The sequence below is a fragment of the Marivita cryptomonadis genome, assembly GCF_002115725.1.
Lineage (GTDB): Bacteria > Pseudomonadota > Alphaproteobacteria > Rhodobacterales > Rhodobacteraceae > Marivita > Marivita cryptomonadis.
Window position 1 is genome coordinate 93099 of the sequence record NZ_JFKD01000011.1, and the last position, 17659, is coordinate 110757.

The following is a 17659-nucleotide window of genomic DNA, read 5'->3' on the forward strand; positions in this document are numbered from 1 at the left end:
TCAATCTCTTTAGAGATTTGTTTCTCGTTAAGTGTCAAGCTTCGAGATTGCACGAATATTGCCTCTCAATATTTCACCCCCGCTTCCTCCGCCGCACCCGACCGCCATCACTCCCATCCCCCTGCGTGTTGAACCCGACGACGGGCAACGTCACCACCTTGCCCAATTCCGGGAACGGGTCGGTGGCGTGGGGGATGGCGTTGGCGGCGACGAAATGTTCCTGAAAGCGCGGCTCGATGGCGGTTTCGACCTTGGTGATCTGGCGCACGGTGCGTTCGATCTCGGCCCGTGCGGCCAGATTGCACAGCGCGATGCGCGCCCCGGTGCCTGCGGCGTTGCCCGCGCTGGAGACCTTGTCGAGCGGCACGTCCGGGATCATCCCCAGCACCATCGCGTGTTTGGCGCTGATATGCGCGCCGAACGCGCCGGCAAGCACCACCCGGTCCACCACGTCTACACCCATCTCGTCCATCAACAACCGCGCCCCCGCGTAGAGCGCGGATTTGGCCAGCTGGATCGCGCGGATGTCGCCTTGGGTGACGGTGATGCGCGGTCCGCCCTCGGCCGTGGCGTCGTGGATCAGGTAGGCGTTGGTGCGCCCTTCGGCAAAGCAGCGGTCGGTCCCGGTCTGCGCCGCTGATCCGATCAGGCCCGACGGGTCGAGCAGCCCCGCGATGCGCAACTCGGCCACCGCCTCGATGATGCCCGAGCCGCAGATGCCGGTGATGCCAGAGGCGGCGGTCTCGTCCCAGAAGCCGTCCTCGTCCGACCACTTGTCACAGCCAATGACCCGGAAGCGCGGTTCGCGGGTGACGGGGTCGATGCGGATCGCCTCGATGGCGCCGGGGGCAGCGCGTTGCCCGGATGAGATCTGCGCGCCCTCGAACGCAGGGCCCGTGGGCGAGGAACAGGCCAGCACGCGGCTGGTGTTGCCCAAGAGGATCTCCGCATTGGTGCCCACATCGACGATCAGCACGAGGTCGTCGGATTTGCCTGGCTGTTCCGACAGTGCCACAGCGGCGGCATCGGCCCCGACATGGCCCGCAATGCAGGGCAGCAGGTAGATCTGTGCGCTGGCGGGCAGGGTGGTCAGGTCCAGATCGCGGGCGGTCAGGTTGAGGTGGTCCGACGTGGCGAGCGCAAAGGGCGCTTGGCCGAGTTCTACCGGGTCGATGCCCAGCAGCAGGTGGTGCATGACCGGGTTGCAGACGAACACGGTTTCCAGAATGAGGTTGGTTTCGATGCCCGCCTCTTTGGCAATCTCCTCGGCCAGCGTGTTGATCGCGTCGCGCACCGCGCGGGTCATTTCATGGTCGCCGCCGGGGTTCATCATGGCATAGGAGACACGGCTCATCAGATCTTCGCCAAAGCGGATCTGCGGGTTCATGATGCCCGAGCTTGCCACGACTTCGCCGGTGTCAAGATTGGTCAGGTGCGCCGCGACGGTGGTGGAGCCAAGGTCGATGGCAAGGCCGTAGAGGCCCTTTTCATGCAGGCCCGGCCATGCCGCGATGATGCTGGGTGTGGCGGTGGCGCTGGTTTTGTGCAGCGCGACGGTGATCGCCCATTTGCCTTTGCGCAGGGTTGTTTGCAGCTGGGTCAGGACCGGGAATTCGCAGGTGATCTTGTCAATCTCCCACTGGTCCTTGAGCGCCCGGGCCACACGTTCCAAATCGCCGGTGGGCGTGTGCATGTCAGGCTCATCTACCACGATGTAGTAAAGCCGCGTGGCGGGGTCCATTTCGATCACCCGCGCGCTGGCGGCCTTGCGCACGACCTGACGGTGGACTTGGGATTCCGGCGGCACGTCGATCACGATGTCGCCCTGCACCTTGGCCTGACATCCCAGACGGCGCCCCTGTTTTAGCCCACGCTTTTCGTCGTAGCGCGCCTCGACCGCGTTCCAATCGGACAGCGCACCGTCGCGGGCGGTGACACCATGTTTGGAGAACTCACCATAGCCCGGCGTGATCTGGCATTTCGAACAGATGCCCCGCCCGCCACAGACGCTGTCGAGGTCCACACCCAATTGCCGCGCAGCGGTGAGCACCGGGGTGCCGACGGGAAACCGGCCGCGTTTGCCGGACGGGGTGAAGACGACGAGCGGGTCTTGATTGGACATGGGATTCTCTCTGGCCTTGGTTGATCGGGACCATAGCGTTCCGCGCGGTGGGAAAAAGGTGAATTGCGTCATAATCTTTATGCAGAGCGTCATCATTGCTGCCGTTGACCAGTCGCCATGTCAGGCGCATGGTGACACACGCCCGAGCAAAGGACACACCATGCGCAACCTCTTTCGCCTGATCACTCACGGTGCGGCGTTTGCCGCCGGTTTGGCGCTTGGCATCTATATCCTGCCGATCCTGACCGCGGCCCCCGCACCAGACGCCGCGATGCTGGAGGAAAAGGCAGCACGGGCGCTTTATTCAGTGGAGCTGACACGCGAGTTGCGCGGCAGTGATTTCCTGCATTGGGGGGAAGGCATGATCAGCGTCACAGCCGAGGAGATCGTGCACGAGGGCAAGCTGGCACCGGGGCCGGATTACAAGCTGTACCTGACCAAGGAGTTTGTCGATCACGAAGACGCATTCGAGCCGATCAAGGCGGATGCGGTGCTGATCGGTGACGTCAAATCCTTCTCGGGCTTCCTGCTCGAGGTGCCGGAGGGCGTCGACGTGGCCAAATACACTACCGTGGTGGTTTGGTGCGAAGCGTTCGGCGAGTTCATCACAGCAGGACAATACAAATAACAGGCACGACGGCCCCGCCACGCACATGCGGGCAGGGGTCGTGGCAATCGTTTTTTCATGTGGAAGCGGCGCCGCCCCTTAGGCCTGACCGTCTCTCATGCTGGCAAAGCCGTGGCTTTGGACCTGTACCCCCAGATCGGAGGCCTGATGTGACCGGTCTCTCATGGTCGTCCCCGTATTGGGGCGTCTGAGAGCGATGTCAGTTCACGTGTCGCGGCATGGGAGTGACCCTTCCCGCTCAAAAGCTTTTGTGCGGCGGAAGGTGCAGCAGAGGCGTTAAGGATGTGGAAAGCCTGCGTCCGTTGCGGAGAAGCCTATTCGTAGGGGCTTAGCCCTTTTCCTCCAGCCAGCGCAGGATTTCACCCCGGTCACCGTCGAGATCGGGTGCGGCGGCGCGCACGGTCGGATCACCCAGCCCGCTCATCTTGATCGGGTTCCCCGCCGCTTTGAACGCCGGCCGACCGTTTCTGTCCAGCACATCCACCACCATATTGCGCGCCAGAATCTGCGGGTCCCGCATCGCCTGAGCCACGTTCTGGATCGGACCGCTTGGGATGCCTGCGGCGCCCAGCTTGGCGATCCAATGGGCACGGGTCTTGTCGAGCGTCACCGCCTCGATCAACCGTTTGAGCAGGCGCGCGTTTTCAACCCGTGCCGGGTTGGTGGCAAAGCGGGCATCATCAGCAAGCGGAAGGTTCAGCGCAACACACAGTTTTTCGAACAAGACATCATTGCCGGCAGCAATCACAAAAAGTCCGTCCGCGGCATGGAAGGTTTCAAATGGGGCAATCGACGGATGCCGTGCCCCGGTGGGGCCCGGCGGTGTCCCCGTCACCGAGGTGATGGCAACCGCATGTTCGAGAATCGCCAGTTGCGAATCCAGCATCGCCACATCGACCTTACGCCCCTGTCCTGTCCGTTCCCGGTCCACGAGCGCCGCCAGCACGCCCTGGCACAGGAACATGCCCGCGACGATATCCCCAACAGAGGCCCCAACGCGCACCGGCTCGCGGTCCTTTTCGCCAGTGATCGACATCACGCCGCCGCGCGCCTGTACCACCATGTCATAGGCGGGGCGCTTGGCCTCGGGTCCGGTGTGGCCGAACCCCGAGACCGCACCGTAAATCAGGCGGGGGTATTGTGTGTGCAGATCGTCCCAGCCATAGCCCATCCGCTCCATCACGCCGGGACGGTAGTTTTCAAGGATCACATCGGCCCGCGCCAAGAGACGCTCGAAAATCGCACGATCGCCTTCGGCCTTGAGGTCAAGCGCGATGGATTTCTTGCCGTGGTTGATCGTGGCGAAATAGGCAGACTTGCCCTTGGTGAAGGGAGGGAAGGCGCGGGTGTCATCGCCGATCACGGGGCGTTCCACCTTGATCACATGCGCCCCCAAGTCACACAGCGTCATCGAACAGTACGGGCCAGCCAGCACATGGGTCAGGTCAAGTATAGTGATACCTGCAAGCGGTTTGGTCATGGGTGTCCCTGTCGAGTCGTGGTTTCTGTCAAGTGAACGCAGCCCAGCACATAAGTGCAACAGGGCGGTGTCGGGTCGGCGAAAACCCGACTGCTGTGCTCATCCGTCGCGCTGCGCGCGGGCGTGGAAAATGAAGCCCAGCAGGTTCATCAGCACCTGCGCCGCGAGGATCGACGTAGCGCCTGTCGCATCGTAATCGGGCGCCACTTCAACAAGGTCGATGCCGACGATCTCGTGTCGGTTGGCCACCTGTTGCAGCAGTTCCAGCACGTCGTAATACAAAAACCCGCCATGGCTGGGGGTGCCGGTGCCGGGCGCGATGGACGGGCAGAACGCGTCGATGTCGATCGTGATGTAAACCGGCGCGCCTTGTGGCAGGCGGTTTGCCACACCATCCGGACCAAGCGCACGGGCCTGCCGCACCGACAGGATGTCTGATCCGCAGGCGCGGGCAGCCTCATAACCTTCGCGCGCGGTCGAGCTTACGTTGCGGATGCCGACCTGTGTCATGCCACTGACCCATGCTTTCTCAGAAGCACGACGCATCGGATTGCCGTGGCCATTGCGCACCCCGTGACGTTCATCGACGAAATCAAGATGCGCGTCGATCTGCAGGATATGGAACGGCTTTGCACCTTCGAACGCATCGATGCAGGGGATGTTGATCGAATGATCGCCGCCGATCACCACAGGCAGGGCACCTGCCGCCCGAATGGCCTCGACTCCCTTGCGGATATTGGCATGGCTTTGGACCGTGTCGGTGTGAACGATATCGGCATCGCCCAGATCGACGATGCGCGTATCGGCCAGGTAGGTCACGTCGTCTTCGTGGTCATACGCCCCGGCATGACCAAAGCTAAACAATGTCGATGCCTCGCGCACGCCACGTGGTCCGAACCGTGCGCCCGCACGCCATTGTGTGCCCGCATCGAACGGTGCGCCCAGGATGGCCACATCGGCGTCGATGGTGGACCAGTCTGCAACATAAGGGTTGCGGCCAAAGGTGCAGATGCCGGTGAAAGGCAGGTTCAGGCGGCCTGCTTCGTATCCGTGAGACATGGATGATGCTCCTGTTGATCTGGCGCCAGACTGCGACAGCGCTTTGCTGCCGTAAAGGGCGGATTGGGGCTTTCCACCACCGGCAACCCATGCGATAGGGACGTGCCTAACGATGCTGTCCGTGGAAAGGGATTCCGATGGAGATTCGCGAGGCTCTCACCTTTGATGATGTTCTGCTGGTGCCGGGTGCGTCAGAAGTTCTTCCGTCGACTGCCGACACCCGCACATGGGTGACAAAAACCATCGCTTTGAACATCCCGTTGCTGAGTTCTGCCATGGACACGGTCACCGAAGGTCGCATGGCGATCACAATGGCGCAGGCGGGCGGCATAGGGGTGATCCACAAGAACCTCAGCGTTGAACAGCAGGCCCGCGAAGTGCGACGCGTCAAGCGGTTCGAATCTGGCATTGTCTACAGCCCGGTCACTCTGCGGCCCAACCAGACGCTGGCCGACGCCAAGGCGTTGATTGAGCGCTATAACTTCACCGGCTTCCCCGTGGTGGACGAGCAGGGCCGCGTGGTCGGCATCGTGACCAATCGCGACATGCGCTTTGCCACATCCGACGACACGCCGGTCAGCGTGATGATGACCTCGAGCAATCTGGCGATCCTGCGCGAACCCGCCGACCGCGAAGAGGCGATCAGCCTGATGAAGTCGCGCCGCATTGAAAAGCTGCTGGTCGTGGATGGCAGCGACAAGCTGACAGGCCTTCTCACGCTCAAGGACACGCAACAGGCTGTGCTGAACCCGACCGCCTGCAAAGATGATCTGGGCCGCCTGCGCGTCGCTGCTGCCACATCGGTCGGCGATGCCGGTTTCGAGCGGACACAAGAACTCGTTGCGGCAGGTGTGGACATCGTGGTCATCGACACAGCACATGGTCATTCTCGCGGCGTGATCGAAGCGGTGACCCGCGCCAAGACCCTGTCGAATGAGGTGCAGGTGATCGCGGGCAACGTCGCCACGGCAGAGGCCACGCGCGCACTGATCGACGCAGGGGCCGATGCGGTCAAGGTCGGGATCGGTCCGGGGTCGATTTGCACCACGCGCATGGTCGCGGGTGTGGGCGTGCCGCAGCTGACTGCCATCATGGATTGCGCGAAAGAAGCAGGCGACACTCCGGTGATCGCAGACGGTGGCATCAAGTTCTCGGGTGATTTCGCCAAAGCGATTGCTGCGGGCGCGTCCTGCGCGATGGTCGGCAGCATGATTGCGGGCACCGACGAATCCCCCGGTGAGGTGATCCTGTACCAGGGCCGCAGCTTCAAAGCCTATCGCGGCATGGGGTCGATCGGAGCAATGGCGCGTGGATCGGCCGACCGCTATTTCCAGAAGGACGCGGCCAGCGACAAGCTGGTGCCCGAAGGCATCGAAGGACAGGTGCCCTACAAGGGCTCGGCGGGAACAGTGCTGCACCAGTTGGTTGGCGGCCTGCGCGCGGCCATGGGTTATACCGGGTGCGCGACCATCGAAGAAATGCGGAGCAACTGCCAATTCGTCAAGATCACAGGCGCGGGCCTCAAGGAAAGCCACGTGCATGACGTGCAGATCACCCGCGAGTCGCCGAATTATCGCCTTGGCTGATCGCAAGAGCCTGCCCGCATGACACCAGCCGCACGATGGGCCGCTGCCGCCAGCGTTCTCGACCAGATCGAAGCCGGAGAACCGGCGGAAAAGGCGCTGACCACATGGGCGCGCAAGTCGCGCTTTGCCGGGTCCAAGGACCGCGCAGCGATCCGGGATCATGTCTATGACATCCTGCGCTGCTGGCGGAGCACCGCAGCCCTTGGTGGGGGAGAGACAGGGCGCGCGCGCGTGCTGGGTCGGTTGCGTCAGACAGGTGACGACCCGGAAACTGTGTTCACCGGCGAAGGCTATGCGCTAGCAGCTTGCACCGACACAGAGCGACAAGCAGGGCAAAATCCCGTTGGGGCCGAAGCCGTCGATCTGCCTGATTGGCTTTATGCGATATTTCTCAATGACCTGTCTGGTGATGCTGATGTAATGGCAGAGGCCTTGAGGCATCGTGCCTCGGTGTTTCTTCGGGTCAACCTGCTCAAGGCCGATTTGGCCAGAGCACAGGACGCATTGCGCAATGATGGCATAGAGAGCACGCCGCATCCTCTGTGCGCCACAGCGCTGGAGGTTACCGACGGTGCACGGCGTATCGCCCAAAGCACGGCCTACCGTACAGGGCTTGTCGAATTGCAGGACGTGTCGAGCCAAGCTGTAATCGAAACCTTGCCTGTTTTCAAAGGGATGCGGTGTCTTGATTATTGCGCCGGCGGTGGCGGCAAGACACTTGCGCTTGCGGCGCGTATTGACGGCCCCGTTGATGCACATGACGCCGACCCGCGCCGCATGACGGACCTGCCGGAACGTGCGGAAAGGGCGGACGCCCGTGTGATGCGCACCGACAAACCCAAAGGCCCCTATGATCTCGTTCTGTGCGATGTGCCCTGTTCCGGCAGCGGATCATGGCGCAGAGCCCCTGAGGGCAAATGGCGGCTGACCCCGGACAGCCTTGCTGGCCTGCACCAGACGCAGGCTCACATCCTCGATAAGGTCACGGGGCTTGTCGCGCCGAACGGCAGCCTGGCCTATGTGACCTGCTCGGTTCTCAAATCGGAAAACGAGGATCAGATCGAGAGCTTTCTGACCCGCCATCCCGATTGGACATGTGGGCAGCAGACGCGGTTTGGGCTTCAGTCAGGTGGTGATGGCTTCTTCTCTGCCATCTTGACGAGATCATGAGTCTAAGATACAACTTATACGCGCATCCTTGTTAAGCGTCGCTTAAGTGTCATGCGGTCTAATGGCAGGGAACCAGTGTTCCGGGGACCATGCTGTGACCGTCATCGACCCAAGCCCATCCGTTTCCCGCTATGGTGTATCGGCACCCACGTGGATGCTTATCTGCGCCTGTGTTTCCGCAGGTTTGGCCATAACAGCACCGGCCAATGGCGTACGCAGCCTGCTGGTGTTTGCCTCAATTGCCTTCGGTTGCGCGTTCTTTTGGCTTGTCGCGCTGCGCAACCTTAGTCTCTGGCGGCAGAAAAGATCATTGAATCACATTGCCTTGCTTGTCGAACATGATGTCGTGCCCTGCGTCATGACCGATCTGCAGGGTCTTGTGCTGCAAACCAACCGGGCGGGCGTCAAGAAATTGCGGGCGCAGACCGGCCAGATGCTCCGCGCTTTGATCGAGATGCAGATCGTCGATGCCGCGGGCTTGATTCACCGGGTGCAGACTGCGGCTTTGCGACAGGGAATCGCGTCAGAAACAGTTGTGCTTCCGGATCGGCGGTTTGACGTGTCGGCGCATCAGGTGGGTCCAACGGCGCTTTTGTGGCGGCTGGACGTTGCGCGCTCCGCCGACACTGATGCCGCCGGGCTGGCAACGGTTTACCCGACGCTGACCATCGGACGCGGGGGGACCGTGCTTTGGATGAACGCGGCTGCGCGGGATCTTGCGGGCGGGAGGGTCCGGTCGTTGGAAGATCTGATCACCGATCCACCGCTTCGACCAGGGCAGACCCACCGTGTCGGCACCGATGGTACGGCACAGGACTTTGTCATCAATGTCCACCCAGCAGGGGCCGGGCGGGAAGAGGTGGTGTTTGTCCCCAAACCCATACCAGTGCCGTCCCTTCCCGAGGATATGGGTTTCGAAACTCTGCCCGTTCCATTGCTCAAGGTTTCGCCACAAGGCGATGTCACGAACGTAAACCGCTGTGCACGGGATTTGCTGCATGCCGATGCCGAACGCGACCGAAGCCTTTCGGACCTGATGGAAGGGTTGGGCCGGTCGATCCCGGATTGGCTGGCCGATGCGGCGGCGGGCAAGGGGCTTGGGCGATCCGAATTCCTCCGCCTGACCCGCCCCGAGCGTGAGATTTTCGTTCAGGTGACCCTGACCCGCGTGGTGGAGGACGGCAAGGTTCTGCTTGTGGCGGTTCTGAACGATGCGACCGAGCTCAAAAGCCTTGAGGCGCAGTTCGTGCAAAGCCAGAAAATGCAGGCCATCGGTCAGCTTGCAGGTGGGGTGGCGCATGATTTCAACAATCTTCTGACAGCGATATCAGGCCATTGCGACTTGTTGCTCCTGCGGCACGACCCCGGGGATCCGGAATATGGTGATCTTGTCCAGATCCACCAGAACGCCAACCGCGCAGCAGCGCTCGTGGGACAATTGTTGGCCTTTTCCCGCAAGCAGACCCTACGCCCGGAACGTCTTGAACTGCGCGACATCCTGTCGGACCTGACACATCTGTTGAACCGGCTCGTGGGCGAAAAGATCGCACTTGACCTGCGTCAGCTTCCGGCGCTGCCGCCCATTCGCGCCGACAAGCGGCAATTGGAACAGGTGATCATGAACCTTGTCGTCAATGCACGCGACGCAATGTCAAAGGGCGGCACAATTCTGATCGAGACCGATCATCGCATTCTGAATACGCCCTTGAACCAAGGCCGGGCACATGTGCCGGCGGGCGCGTATGTCGTGGTGCGGGTGCAGGACGATGGCACCGGGATCGCGGCGGACAAGCTCGAAAAGGTGTTCGAGCCGTTCTACACCACCAAGCGCACGGGCGAAGGCACCGGATTGGGGCTTTCGACAGTGTACGGCATCGTCAAACAGACGGGCGGCTTTATCTTTGTCGACAGCACGCCGGGACGCGGTAGCGTCTTTACGCTCATGTTCCCGGTCTGTGATGACCCTGTGGTCGAACCCATCATCGCACCGGAACCGCCACGCCCGATTCCGGTGCGTCATGGCGATGGTGTTGTCCTTTTGGTCGAGGACGAAGCGCCGGTTCGGGCTTTTGCTTCGCGCGCGCTGGCCCATCGCGGGTTTCGCGTGATCGAGGCCAGCACCGCCGAGGACGCGCTGGAATTGTTGAAGGACGCCGAGCTAAAAGTGGATGTGTTCGTCACAGACGTGGTGATGCCGGGCCTCGACGGGCCAAGCTGGGTGCGCAAAGCCCGGCAAATGCGCCCCGAGGTGCCGGTGGTGTTCATGTCCGGTTATGCGGAAGACGTGTTCAAGTCTCAGGGCGCGCGGATCGAAGCCTCGGCCTTTCTGGCCAAGCCGTTTTCACTCACTGAATTGACCTCAATCGTAAACCAGCAACTCGCGATACAGGGCGCGACAGAAAGGCAGACACCGGTGCAGTAGAGGGTTGTATCAGGCTCCGCGCAGCGGGATCGACTCCCACAATGCAAACTCCGCAGCCCGCGCACGGCGCACCTCCGCCGCCACCGAGGCAGACATGTCGAGTGGCAGCTTCGGAGAGACATTGGCGGCTGGAATGTCAGGCAAAGGCCCCAAACGCTCAGTCAGGAAGGCCCGCAAACCGGCTTGATCTTCATAGCGGAAAAAATGGCGCACCGCGGTGCCGTTTGGCCGCGCTTCGACGAATTTCGCCTGATTGCCGACATTTGCAAAAGGCGGTGGTGTTTCGGCGCAGCAGGCGGTCAGAAAGGCATCAAAACTCTGCCCTTTGGTCGAGGTCGGTCGTCCATCAAGCGCCGGGCGCTGTCGATACCGATACCAACTGCCCAGCCAGCTGAGCGGCTCGCGGATCACTGCAACAAGCTCCATGTCCTCGGCGCCCATCTTCTCGAACATCGGGCGGAAGAATCGGTTGTAGCGATAGACCGGTGCGTGCTTCAGATCGGGTGGATCGGTGACGACCATCGACGCGCGCGGCCCAAGTGCCTGTGTATAGGCATGAGTGCCCGTCTTGGGCACCGAGAGCAGCACAAGCCGTTCGTTCCAAAACACCATCATACGCGCTGCTCCGATCCCTTTTGAGGTTTTATAAACCACTCCTTAACCAAAGCGCGCAACAGTGGAGGTGAAAATAAATATTGAAATGTTCGCGTTTTGATCTCATAAAGAATGAGAACAAGAGGCGAACAAAAGCAGCAATTGCCGCCCCGGACGGGGTGTGGAATAAGGATCAAAAGCAATGGCAACGGCAGATCTTCTTACCATGGACAGCAAGCGGGACGCGAACAAACAAAAAGCCCTCGATTCGGCGCTTGCGCAGATCGAACGCCAGTTCGGCAAGGGCTCGATCATGAAGCTGGGTGGCGAAAACGCCATGCGTGACATTGAATCGACTTCGACAGGATCACTTGGGCTCGACATTGCGCTTGGTATCGGGGGCCTGCCGAAGGGTCGGATCATCGAAATCTATGGGCCGGAAAGCTCGGGCAAGACGACGCTGACCCTGCATTCCGTGGCCGAAGAACAGAAGAAAGGCGGCGTTTGTGCCTTTGTCGACGCGGAACACGCGCTTGATCCGCAATATGCCAAGAAACTGGGCGTCGATCTTGACGAGCTTCTGATCTCGCAGCCCGACACTGGCGAACAAGCGCTCGAGATCGTGGATACGCTGGTCCGATCTGGCGCGGTTAGCCTTGTCGTTATCGACTCGGTTGCTGCGCTCACGCCGAAATCAGAGCTTGAGGGCGATATGGGCGACAGCAGTGTCGGCGTACATGCACGCCTGATGAGCCAAGCGATGCGGAAACTCACCAGCTCGATTTCACGGTCCAACTGCATGGTGATCTTCATCAACCAGATCCGCATGAAGATTGGCGTGATGTTTGGCAGCCCTGAAACCACCACAGGCGGCAATGCTCTCAAATTTTACAGCTCGGTGCGTTTGGACATCCGCCGCATCGGTGCGATCAAGGACCGTGACGAAGTGGTGGGCAACGCCACCCGCGTGAAAGTGGTCAAAAACAAGGTTGCACCGCCGTTCAAGCAGGTGGAATTCGACATCATGTATGGCGAAGGCATCTCCAAAACCGGGGAATTGATCGACCTTGGCGTGAAGGCCGGAGTGGTCGAGAAATCGGGTGCGTGGTATTCCTACGGGGACGAGCGGATCGGGCAGGGCCGGGAGAACGTCAAGAACTTCCTCAAGGAAAACACGGCCATTGCGCTTGAGATCGAAGACAAGATCCGCGCCGCACACGGGCTGGATTTCGACATGTCCGCATCGGATGACGACGACACCACCGACGACATCGTCGAATCCTGAACAAACGCAGACGGCGACTGCAGAAACGCCCCGAAGTCAGACTTGAGTTCGAGAATACCTGGAACAGGGTGGCGGATGCGTCACCCTGTTTCCGTTTCGGCGTGACCTCTGCGGTGGACAGCCCCCGTGCCAAGGGCTATTTCAGGCCGAACCCGGAACGCCCGGACCCCGAATACCATGCAGGTCAGGTCACACATGCCCACGTTGAACGATATCCGCTCCACCTTTCTGAGCTACTTTGAGAAACAGGGACACGAAGTTGTGGCCTCCAGCCCGTTGGTGCCGCGCAACGACCCGACACTGATGTTCGCCAACTCGGGCATGGTGCAGTTCAAGAACCTGTTCACCGGGGTCGAACACCGCGATTACAAACGTGCGACGACTGCACAGAAATGCGTGCGCGCCGGCGGCAAGCATAATGACCTCGACAATGTCGGCTATACCGCGCGGCACCATACGTTCTTTGAAATGCTGGGAAATTTCAGCTTTGGCGACTATTTCAAGGAAGAAGCGATCCCGTTTGCGTGGGAACTGATCACCAAGCATTTCGGCATTCCCGCCGAGCGCCTCTATGTCACGATCTATCACACCGATGACGAGGCGTTCGAGATCTGGAAAAAGGTCGGCGTGCCCGAAAGCCGGATCATCCGCATCGCCACATCCGACAATTTTTGGCAGATGGGCCCGACCGGTCCCTGTGGCCCGTGCACCGAGATCTTCTATGATCACGGGGATCACATCTGGGGTGGCCCTCCGGGCAGCCCCGACGAAGATGGCGACCGCTTCATTGAGATCTGGAACATCGTTTTCATGCAGAACGAGCAGTTCGAAGACGGCTCCATGAAAGCGCTCGACATGCAGTCGATCGACACCGGCATGGGGCTGGAGCGGATCGGCGCGCTGTTGCAGGGCAGCCATGACAATTACAATACAGACACGATGCGCGCGCTGATCGAGGCGTCGGCGGATGTGACCTCGTCCGACCCTGACGGCCCGGGCAAGACGCATCACCGGGTGATCGCGGATCACCTGCGCTCGACCTCGTTCCTGATCGCGGATGGGGTGATGCCGTCGAACGACGGGCGCGGCTATGTGCTGCGCCGGATCATGCGACGTGCAATGCGCCACGCGCATTTGCTGGGCTCCCAAGATCCGGTCATGCACCGCTTGGTGCCTGCGTTGGTGCGCCAGATGGGGGCGGCCTATCCGGAATTGCCGCGCGCGCAGGCGTTGATCGAAGAAACGCTGCGGTTGGAAGAGACGCGGTTCAAGCAGACACTGGATCGCGGGCTGAAGTTACTGGACGAAGAGCTGGGCGGATTGGCCGATGATGCGCCGCTGCCGGGCGCTGCAGCGTTCAAGCTTTATGACACCTATGGTTTCCCGCTTGATCTGACGCAGGATGCGCTGCGCGAAAAAGGTCGTAAGGTCGACACCGAGGGCTTCGATGTGGCGATGGCCGAACAGAAGGCCAAAGCGCGGGCTGCGTGGTCTGGCACGGGCGAATCTGCGGATCTGGCGATCTGGTTCGATCTGGCTGAAACCCACGGCGCGACCGATTTCCTTGGCTATGACACGGAAACCGCCGAAGGCCAGATGCTGGCGCTGATTAAGGATGGCGCCGTTGTGGATACGTTGGCGGAAGGCGAGTCCGGTTGGATCGTGCTGAATCAGACGCCATTCTATGGCGAATCCGGTGGTCAGGTGGGCGATACCGGCTGGCTGCGCCGACTAGAGAACGAGGACGATCAGGCCGAAGTGACCGACACGCAGCGGATGGGTGGCGGCAAGGTGTTCGCGCATCACGTCACGGTCAAAAGTGGGACATTCAAGAAGGGCGAAGCGGTGCAGCTTGAGGTGGATCACAGCCGCCGCACGGCGATCCGGGCGAACCATTCGGCGACGCACCTGCTGCACGAGGCGCTGCGCCGCGCATTGGGTGATCACGTCGCACAGCGCGGGTCGCTGAATGCGCCGGATCGTCTGCGGTTCGATTTCAGCCACGGCAAAGCGTTGAGCATGGCCGAATTGAAACAAGTCGAAGCCGAAGTGAACGAATACATCCGTCAGAACGCTCCGGTCGAGACGCGGATCATGACCCCGGATGACGCACGCTCCATTGGCGCGCAGGCGTTGTTTGGCGAAAAGTACGGTGACGAAGTGCGGGTTGTGTCGATGGGCGAACAGTCCGGATCTGGGAAAGGCACCAATGGCAGCACCTATTCGCTGGAACTGTGCGGTGGCACCCATGTTCGGCGCACTGGTGACATCGGTGTCTTTGTGACGCTCGGCGATTCCGCTTCAAGCGCGGGCGTGCGCCGGATCGAAGCGCTGACAGGCGCTGATGCGTTCCGCTACCTGTCTGAGCAGGATCATCGCCTTGGCGAAGTGGCGCTGGATCTGAAAGCGCAAGCAACCGACGTGCCGGCCCGTGTCCGTGCGTTGTTGGATGAGCGCAAGGCGCTGTCGAACGAAGTCGCGCAATTGCGCCGCGAACTGGCCATGGCTGGTGGCGCAGGGCAGGGTGGCGGGGCCGAACCGCGAGAGATCAACGGGGTGAAATTCCTTGCTCAGGTGCTCTCGGGGGTTTCGGGCAAAGACCTGCCGCCACTCATTGACGAACACAAATCGCGGATCGGATCGGGCGCCGTGCTATTGATTGCCGACACAGGTGGCAAAGTGGCTGTGGCTGCGGGCGTGACCTCAGACCTCACAAACACCATCTCTGCGGTTGATCTGGTCAAAGCTGCCGTGCCAGAATTGGGCGGTAAAGGCGGCGGTGGCCGTCCGGACATGGCGCAGGGCGGTGGTGCGTCGGCAGAGAATGCCGAAGCCGCCATCAAGGCCGCCGAAGCCGTTTTGGGAGGATAAACCATGCCTGCACTCTGGATCGCCCATGTCACCGTGACGGACCCCGAGGCGTATTCGAAATACGCCGAGCTTGCGGGCCCTGCGATTGCCAAACATGGCGGGCATTTCATTGCCCGTGGCGGTCGTTTTGTGCAGCTTGAGGGGCAGGAAAGACCGCGCAATGTGGTGGCCAAGTTCCCATCTGTCGAGGCAGCAGAAGCCTGTTACAACAGCCCTGAATACCAGCGCGCATTAGACCATGCACGTGGCGCGTCCGAGCGCGAATTGCTTATCGTTGAAACGACTGAGTAGGGTGCAGGGAAGGGCTTTCGAAAGCCCTTCCCAAGCCTTTTCAAACCGGCTCATCCTGACTTCGACATCCGCTTACGTTCGTGCGGGTCGAGATAACGCTTGCGCAGACGGATTGCGTTTGGCGTCACTTCGACCAGTTCGTCATCGTTGATATAGGCAATCGCCTCTTCCAGCGAGAGCGTGATTGGCGTGGTCAAGCGTACTGCGTCGTCGGTGCCCGAGGCCCGGACGTTGGTGAGCTTTTTGCCCTTCAGCGGGTTCACTTCGAGATCGTTCTCGCGGCTGTGTTCGCCAATGATCATACCCGTGTAAATCGCTTCCTGCGCACCGATGAACATGCGTCCCCGATCTTCGAGGTTCCACAGGGCGTAGGCCACTGAGACACCGTTTTCCATCGAGATCAGAACACCCGCGCGACGGCCCGGAATCGGCCCCTTGTGCGGGGTCCAGCCGTGGAACACACGGTTCAGCACACCTGTGCCGCGCGTGTCGGTCAGGAATTCACCATGGTAGCCGATGAGCCCGCGCGACGGGACATGTGCGATGATGCGGGTTTTGCCGACACCGGCGGGGCGCATCTCGACCAGTTCACCTTTGCGGGCGCCGGTCAGCTTTTCGATCACAGCGCCAGAATACTCGTCATCCACGTCGATCGTGGCTTCTTCGACGGGCTCCAGCATCTTGCCGTCATCGCCCTCTTTCAAGATCACGCGAGGGCGCGAGATCGACAGCTCAAAGCCTTCGCGGCGCATGTTTTCGATCAGAACGCCCATCTGGAGTTCGCCGCGACCCGACACCTCAAAGGCTTCGCCGCCGGGAGTGTCCTTGATCTTGATGGCGACGTTGGATTCCGCTTCTTTCATCAGACGGTCGCGGATCACGCGCGATTGAACCTTCTTGCCGTCACGACCTGCCAGCGGGCTGTCGTTGATGCCAAAGGTCACGGTGATCGTGGGCGGGTCGATGGGCTGCGCCTCGAGAGGCACGTCAACTGCCAGTGCGCAGATCGTGTCGGCCACTGTGGCCTTGGACATGCCTGCGATGCTGACGATGTCGCCGGCCAGCGCTTCGTCGATGTCCTGTGGACCAAGGCCGCGGAAGGCTTGGATTTTGGAGACGCGGAACTGTTCGATCTTCTGACCGACACGGCTCAGAGCCTGCACGGTGGCGCCGACCTTGAGGCGGCCGGTTTCGACGCGGCCTGTCAGGATGCGGCCCACAAAGGGGTCCGCGCCCAATGTGGTGGCAAGCATTGTGAAATCTTCGTCCTGGTGCTTGACCTGCTTGGGGGCAGGCACGTGATCCACGATCAGCTTGAACAGCGCGTCGAGGTTCTTGCGAGGGCCCTCAAGTGACATGTCCGCCCAACCAGACCGGCCGGAGGCGTACATGTGCGGGAAATCGAGCTGGTCCTCGTTGGCACCGAGATTGGCGAAAAGGTCAAAGCATTCGTCCAGTGCACGGTCAGGTTCGGCGTCGGTTTTGTCGACCTTGTTCAACACGACGATGGGGCGCAGGCCGAGGGCCAGCGCCTTGGAGGTCACAAACTTGGTCTGCGGCATCGGGCCTTCGGCGGCGTCGACCAACAGGACAACACCGTCTACCATCGACAGGATGCGCTCCACCTCGCCGCCGAAATCGGCGTGGCCGGGCGTATCGACGATATTGATGCGCTTGCCTTTCCATTCGACCGATGTGGCCTTGGCCAGAATGGTGATGCCGCGCTCGCGTTCGAGGTCGTTGCTGTCCATCGCGCGTTCAGCGACGGCTTGATTTGCGCGGAACGCGCCTGATTGTTTCAGCAGTTCGTCAACCAGGGTCGTTTTACCGTGGTCCACGTGTGCGATGATCGCAATGTTGCGAAGGTCCATGAATCTTTGTCTCGTACAGGGAAGAGTTGGCCGGGGGTTACAAGGGACCGCCAGAGAAGGCCAGCAAAAAAGCCCGTCGATATGGGTGTTGCCCAATCGCCGCCACAGGCCCCTCACGAGAGCGTGACAGGGAACCGGCAATAAAGCACTGATGCCACGGGGTTTTTGGGCGGGCTTTGGCCGGAAAACCGCCCGTTTCAAGAAAGCTCTGCCCATGGCGTTGAAACGCGATCAAGGGTGCCGACGTTGAGACAGCAGCACGGCGGGACGACAGGAGGTT

12 protein-coding genes are annotated in these 17659 nt (G+C 61.0%); 7 read left to right on the forward strand and 5 right to left on the reverse strand.

The annotated features are described in order from the left end of the window. Positions 1-73 precede the first annotated feature (73 nt). Positions 74-2122: an ASKHA domain-containing protein gene (locus tag MCRY_RS13500; RefSeq protein WP_085630733.1), complete on the reverse strand. Its 2049-nt coding sequence runs from the start codon at positions 2120-2122 to the stop codon at positions 74-76. Between the two features lie 160 nt (positions 2123-2282). Between MCRY_RS13500 and MCRY_RS13505 the strand changes: the two genes are divergently transcribed. Further along, positions 2283-2750: a DM13 domain-containing protein gene (locus MCRY_RS13505; protein ID WP_085630884.1), complete on the forward strand. Its 468-nt coding sequence runs from the start codon at positions 2283-2285 to the stop codon at positions 2748-2750. A gap of 328 nt (positions 2751-3078) precedes the next feature. Here MCRY_RS13505 and MCRY_RS13510 read toward each other — a convergent pair whose 3' ends face one another. Both MCRY_RS13510 and MCRY_RS13515 read right to left on the reverse strand, forming a co-directional pair. Next, positions 3079-4230: a CaiB/BaiF CoA transferase family protein gene (locus tag MCRY_RS13510; RefSeq protein ID WP_085630735.1), complete on the reverse strand. Its 1152-nt coding sequence runs from the start codon at positions 4228-4230 to the stop codon at positions 3079-3081. Positions 4231-4329: 99 nt separating this feature from the next. Beyond that, positions 4330-5289, reverse strand: a complete 960-nt coding sequence (locus MCRY_RS13515; RefSeq protein WP_085630737.1) for an agmatinase — start codon at positions 5287-5289, stop codon at positions 4330-4332. A 137-nt stretch (positions 5290-5426) separates the two neighbouring features. Here MCRY_RS13515 and guaB point away from each other — a divergent pair, with 137 nt between their 5' ends. From guaB to MCRY_RS13530, 3 genes are all read left to right on the forward strand, one after another. Beyond that, entirely contained in the window at positions 5427-6875 is a 1449-nt protein-coding gene (guaB, locus tag MCRY_RS13520; protein WP_085630739.1) for an IMP dehydrogenase, read from the forward strand. Positions 6876-6893: 18 nt separating this feature from the next. Continuing rightward, the gene (locus tag MCRY_RS13525; protein ID WP_085630741.1) at positions 6894-8045 is read left to right on the forward strand and encodes an RsmB/NOP family class I SAM-dependent RNA methyltransferase; all 1152 of its coding nucleotides are present in this window, start codon (positions 6894-6896) and stop codon (positions 8043-8045) included. Between the two features lie 94 nt (positions 8046-8139). Continuing rightward, positions 8140-10467: a hybrid sensor histidine kinase/response regulator gene (locus MCRY_RS13530; protein ID WP_244897912.1), complete on the forward strand. Its 2328-nt coding sequence runs from the start codon at positions 8140-8142 to the stop codon at positions 10465-10467. 9 nt (positions 10468-10476) lie between these two features. On the opposite strand, the gene MCRY_RS13535 is transcribed toward MCRY_RS13530, so the two are convergent. Continuing rightward, on the reverse strand, positions 10477-11082 hold the full coding sequence (locus MCRY_RS13535) for a gamma-glutamyl kinase (RefSeq protein WP_085630745.1): 606 nt from the start codon (positions 11080-11082) through the stop codon (positions 10477-10479). A 181-nt stretch (positions 11083-11263) separates the two neighbouring features. Between MCRY_RS13535 and recA the strand changes: the two genes are divergently transcribed. From recA to MCRY_RS13550, 3 genes are all read left to right on the forward strand, one after another. Then, positions 11264-12346, forward strand: a complete 1083-nt coding sequence (gene recA / locus MCRY_RS13540) for a recombinase RecA (RefSeq protein WP_085630747.1) — start codon at positions 11264-11266, stop codon at positions 12344-12346. Positions 12347-12541: 195 nt separating this feature from the next. Continuing rightward, on the forward strand, positions 12542-15217 hold the full coding sequence (gene alaS, locus MCRY_RS13545) for an alanine--tRNA ligase (protein ID WP_085630749.1): 2676 nt from the start codon (positions 12542-12544) through the stop codon (positions 15215-15217). A gap of 3 nt (positions 15218-15220) precedes the next feature. Then, positions 15221-15508, forward strand: coding sequence for a DUF1330 domain-containing protein (locus tag MCRY_RS13550; protein ID WP_085630751.1), 288 nt, complete (start codon positions 15221-15223; stop codon positions 15506-15508). A gap of 50 nt (positions 15509-15558) precedes the next feature. Here MCRY_RS13550 and typA read toward each other — a convergent pair whose 3' ends face one another. Then, entirely contained in the window at positions 15559-17379 is a 1821-nt protein-coding gene (typA, locus tag MCRY_RS13555) for a translational GTPase TypA (protein WP_085630753.1), read from the reverse strand. Positions 17380-17659: the final 280 nt, after the last annotated feature.

What these genes read in the sequence shown, in the direction of transcription:
- MCRY_RS13500 (WP_085630733.1), bottom strand. Translation starts at nt 2,122, where the DNA reads ATGTCCAATCAAGACCCGCTCGTCGTCTTCACCCCGTCCGGCAAACGC.
- MCRY_RS13505 (WP_085630884.1), top strand. Translation starts at nt 2,283, where the DNA reads ATGCGCAACCTCTTTCGCCTGATCACTCACGGTGCGGCGTTTGCCGCC.
- MCRY_RS13510 (WP_085630735.1), bottom strand. Translation starts at nt 4,230, where the DNA reads ATGACCAAACCGCTTGCAGGTATCACTATACTTGACCTGACCCATGTG.
- MCRY_RS13515 (WP_085630737.1), bottom strand. Translation starts at nt 5,289, where the DNA reads ATGTCTCACGGATACGAAGCAGGCCGCCTGAACCTGCCTTTCACCGGC.
- guaB (WP_085630739.1), top strand. Translation starts at nt 5,427, where the DNA reads ATGGAGATTCGCGAGGCTCTCACCTTTGATGATGTTCTGCTGGTGCCG.
- MCRY_RS13525 (WP_085630741.1), top strand. Translation starts at nt 6,894, where the DNA reads ATGACACCAGCCGCACGATGGGCCGCTGCCGCCAGCGTTCTCGACCAG.
- MCRY_RS13535 (WP_085630745.1), bottom strand. Translation starts at nt 11,082, where the DNA reads ATGATGGTGTTTTGGAACGAACGGCTTGTGCTGCTCTCGGTGCCCAAG.
- recA (WP_085630747.1), top strand. Translation starts at nt 11,264, where the DNA reads ATGGCAACGGCAGATCTTCTTACCATGGACAGCAAGCGGGACGCGAAC.
- alaS (WP_085630749.1), top strand. Translation starts at nt 12,542, where the DNA reads ATGCCCACGTTGAACGATATCCGCTCCACCTTTCTGAGCTACTTTGAG.
- MCRY_RS13550 (WP_085630751.1), top strand. Translation starts at nt 15,221, where the DNA reads ATGCCTGCACTCTGGATCGCCCATGTCACCGTGACGGACCCCGAGGCG.
- typA (WP_085630753.1), bottom strand. Translation starts at nt 17,379, where the DNA reads ATGGACCTTCGCAACATTGCGATCATCGCACACGTGGACCACGGTAAA.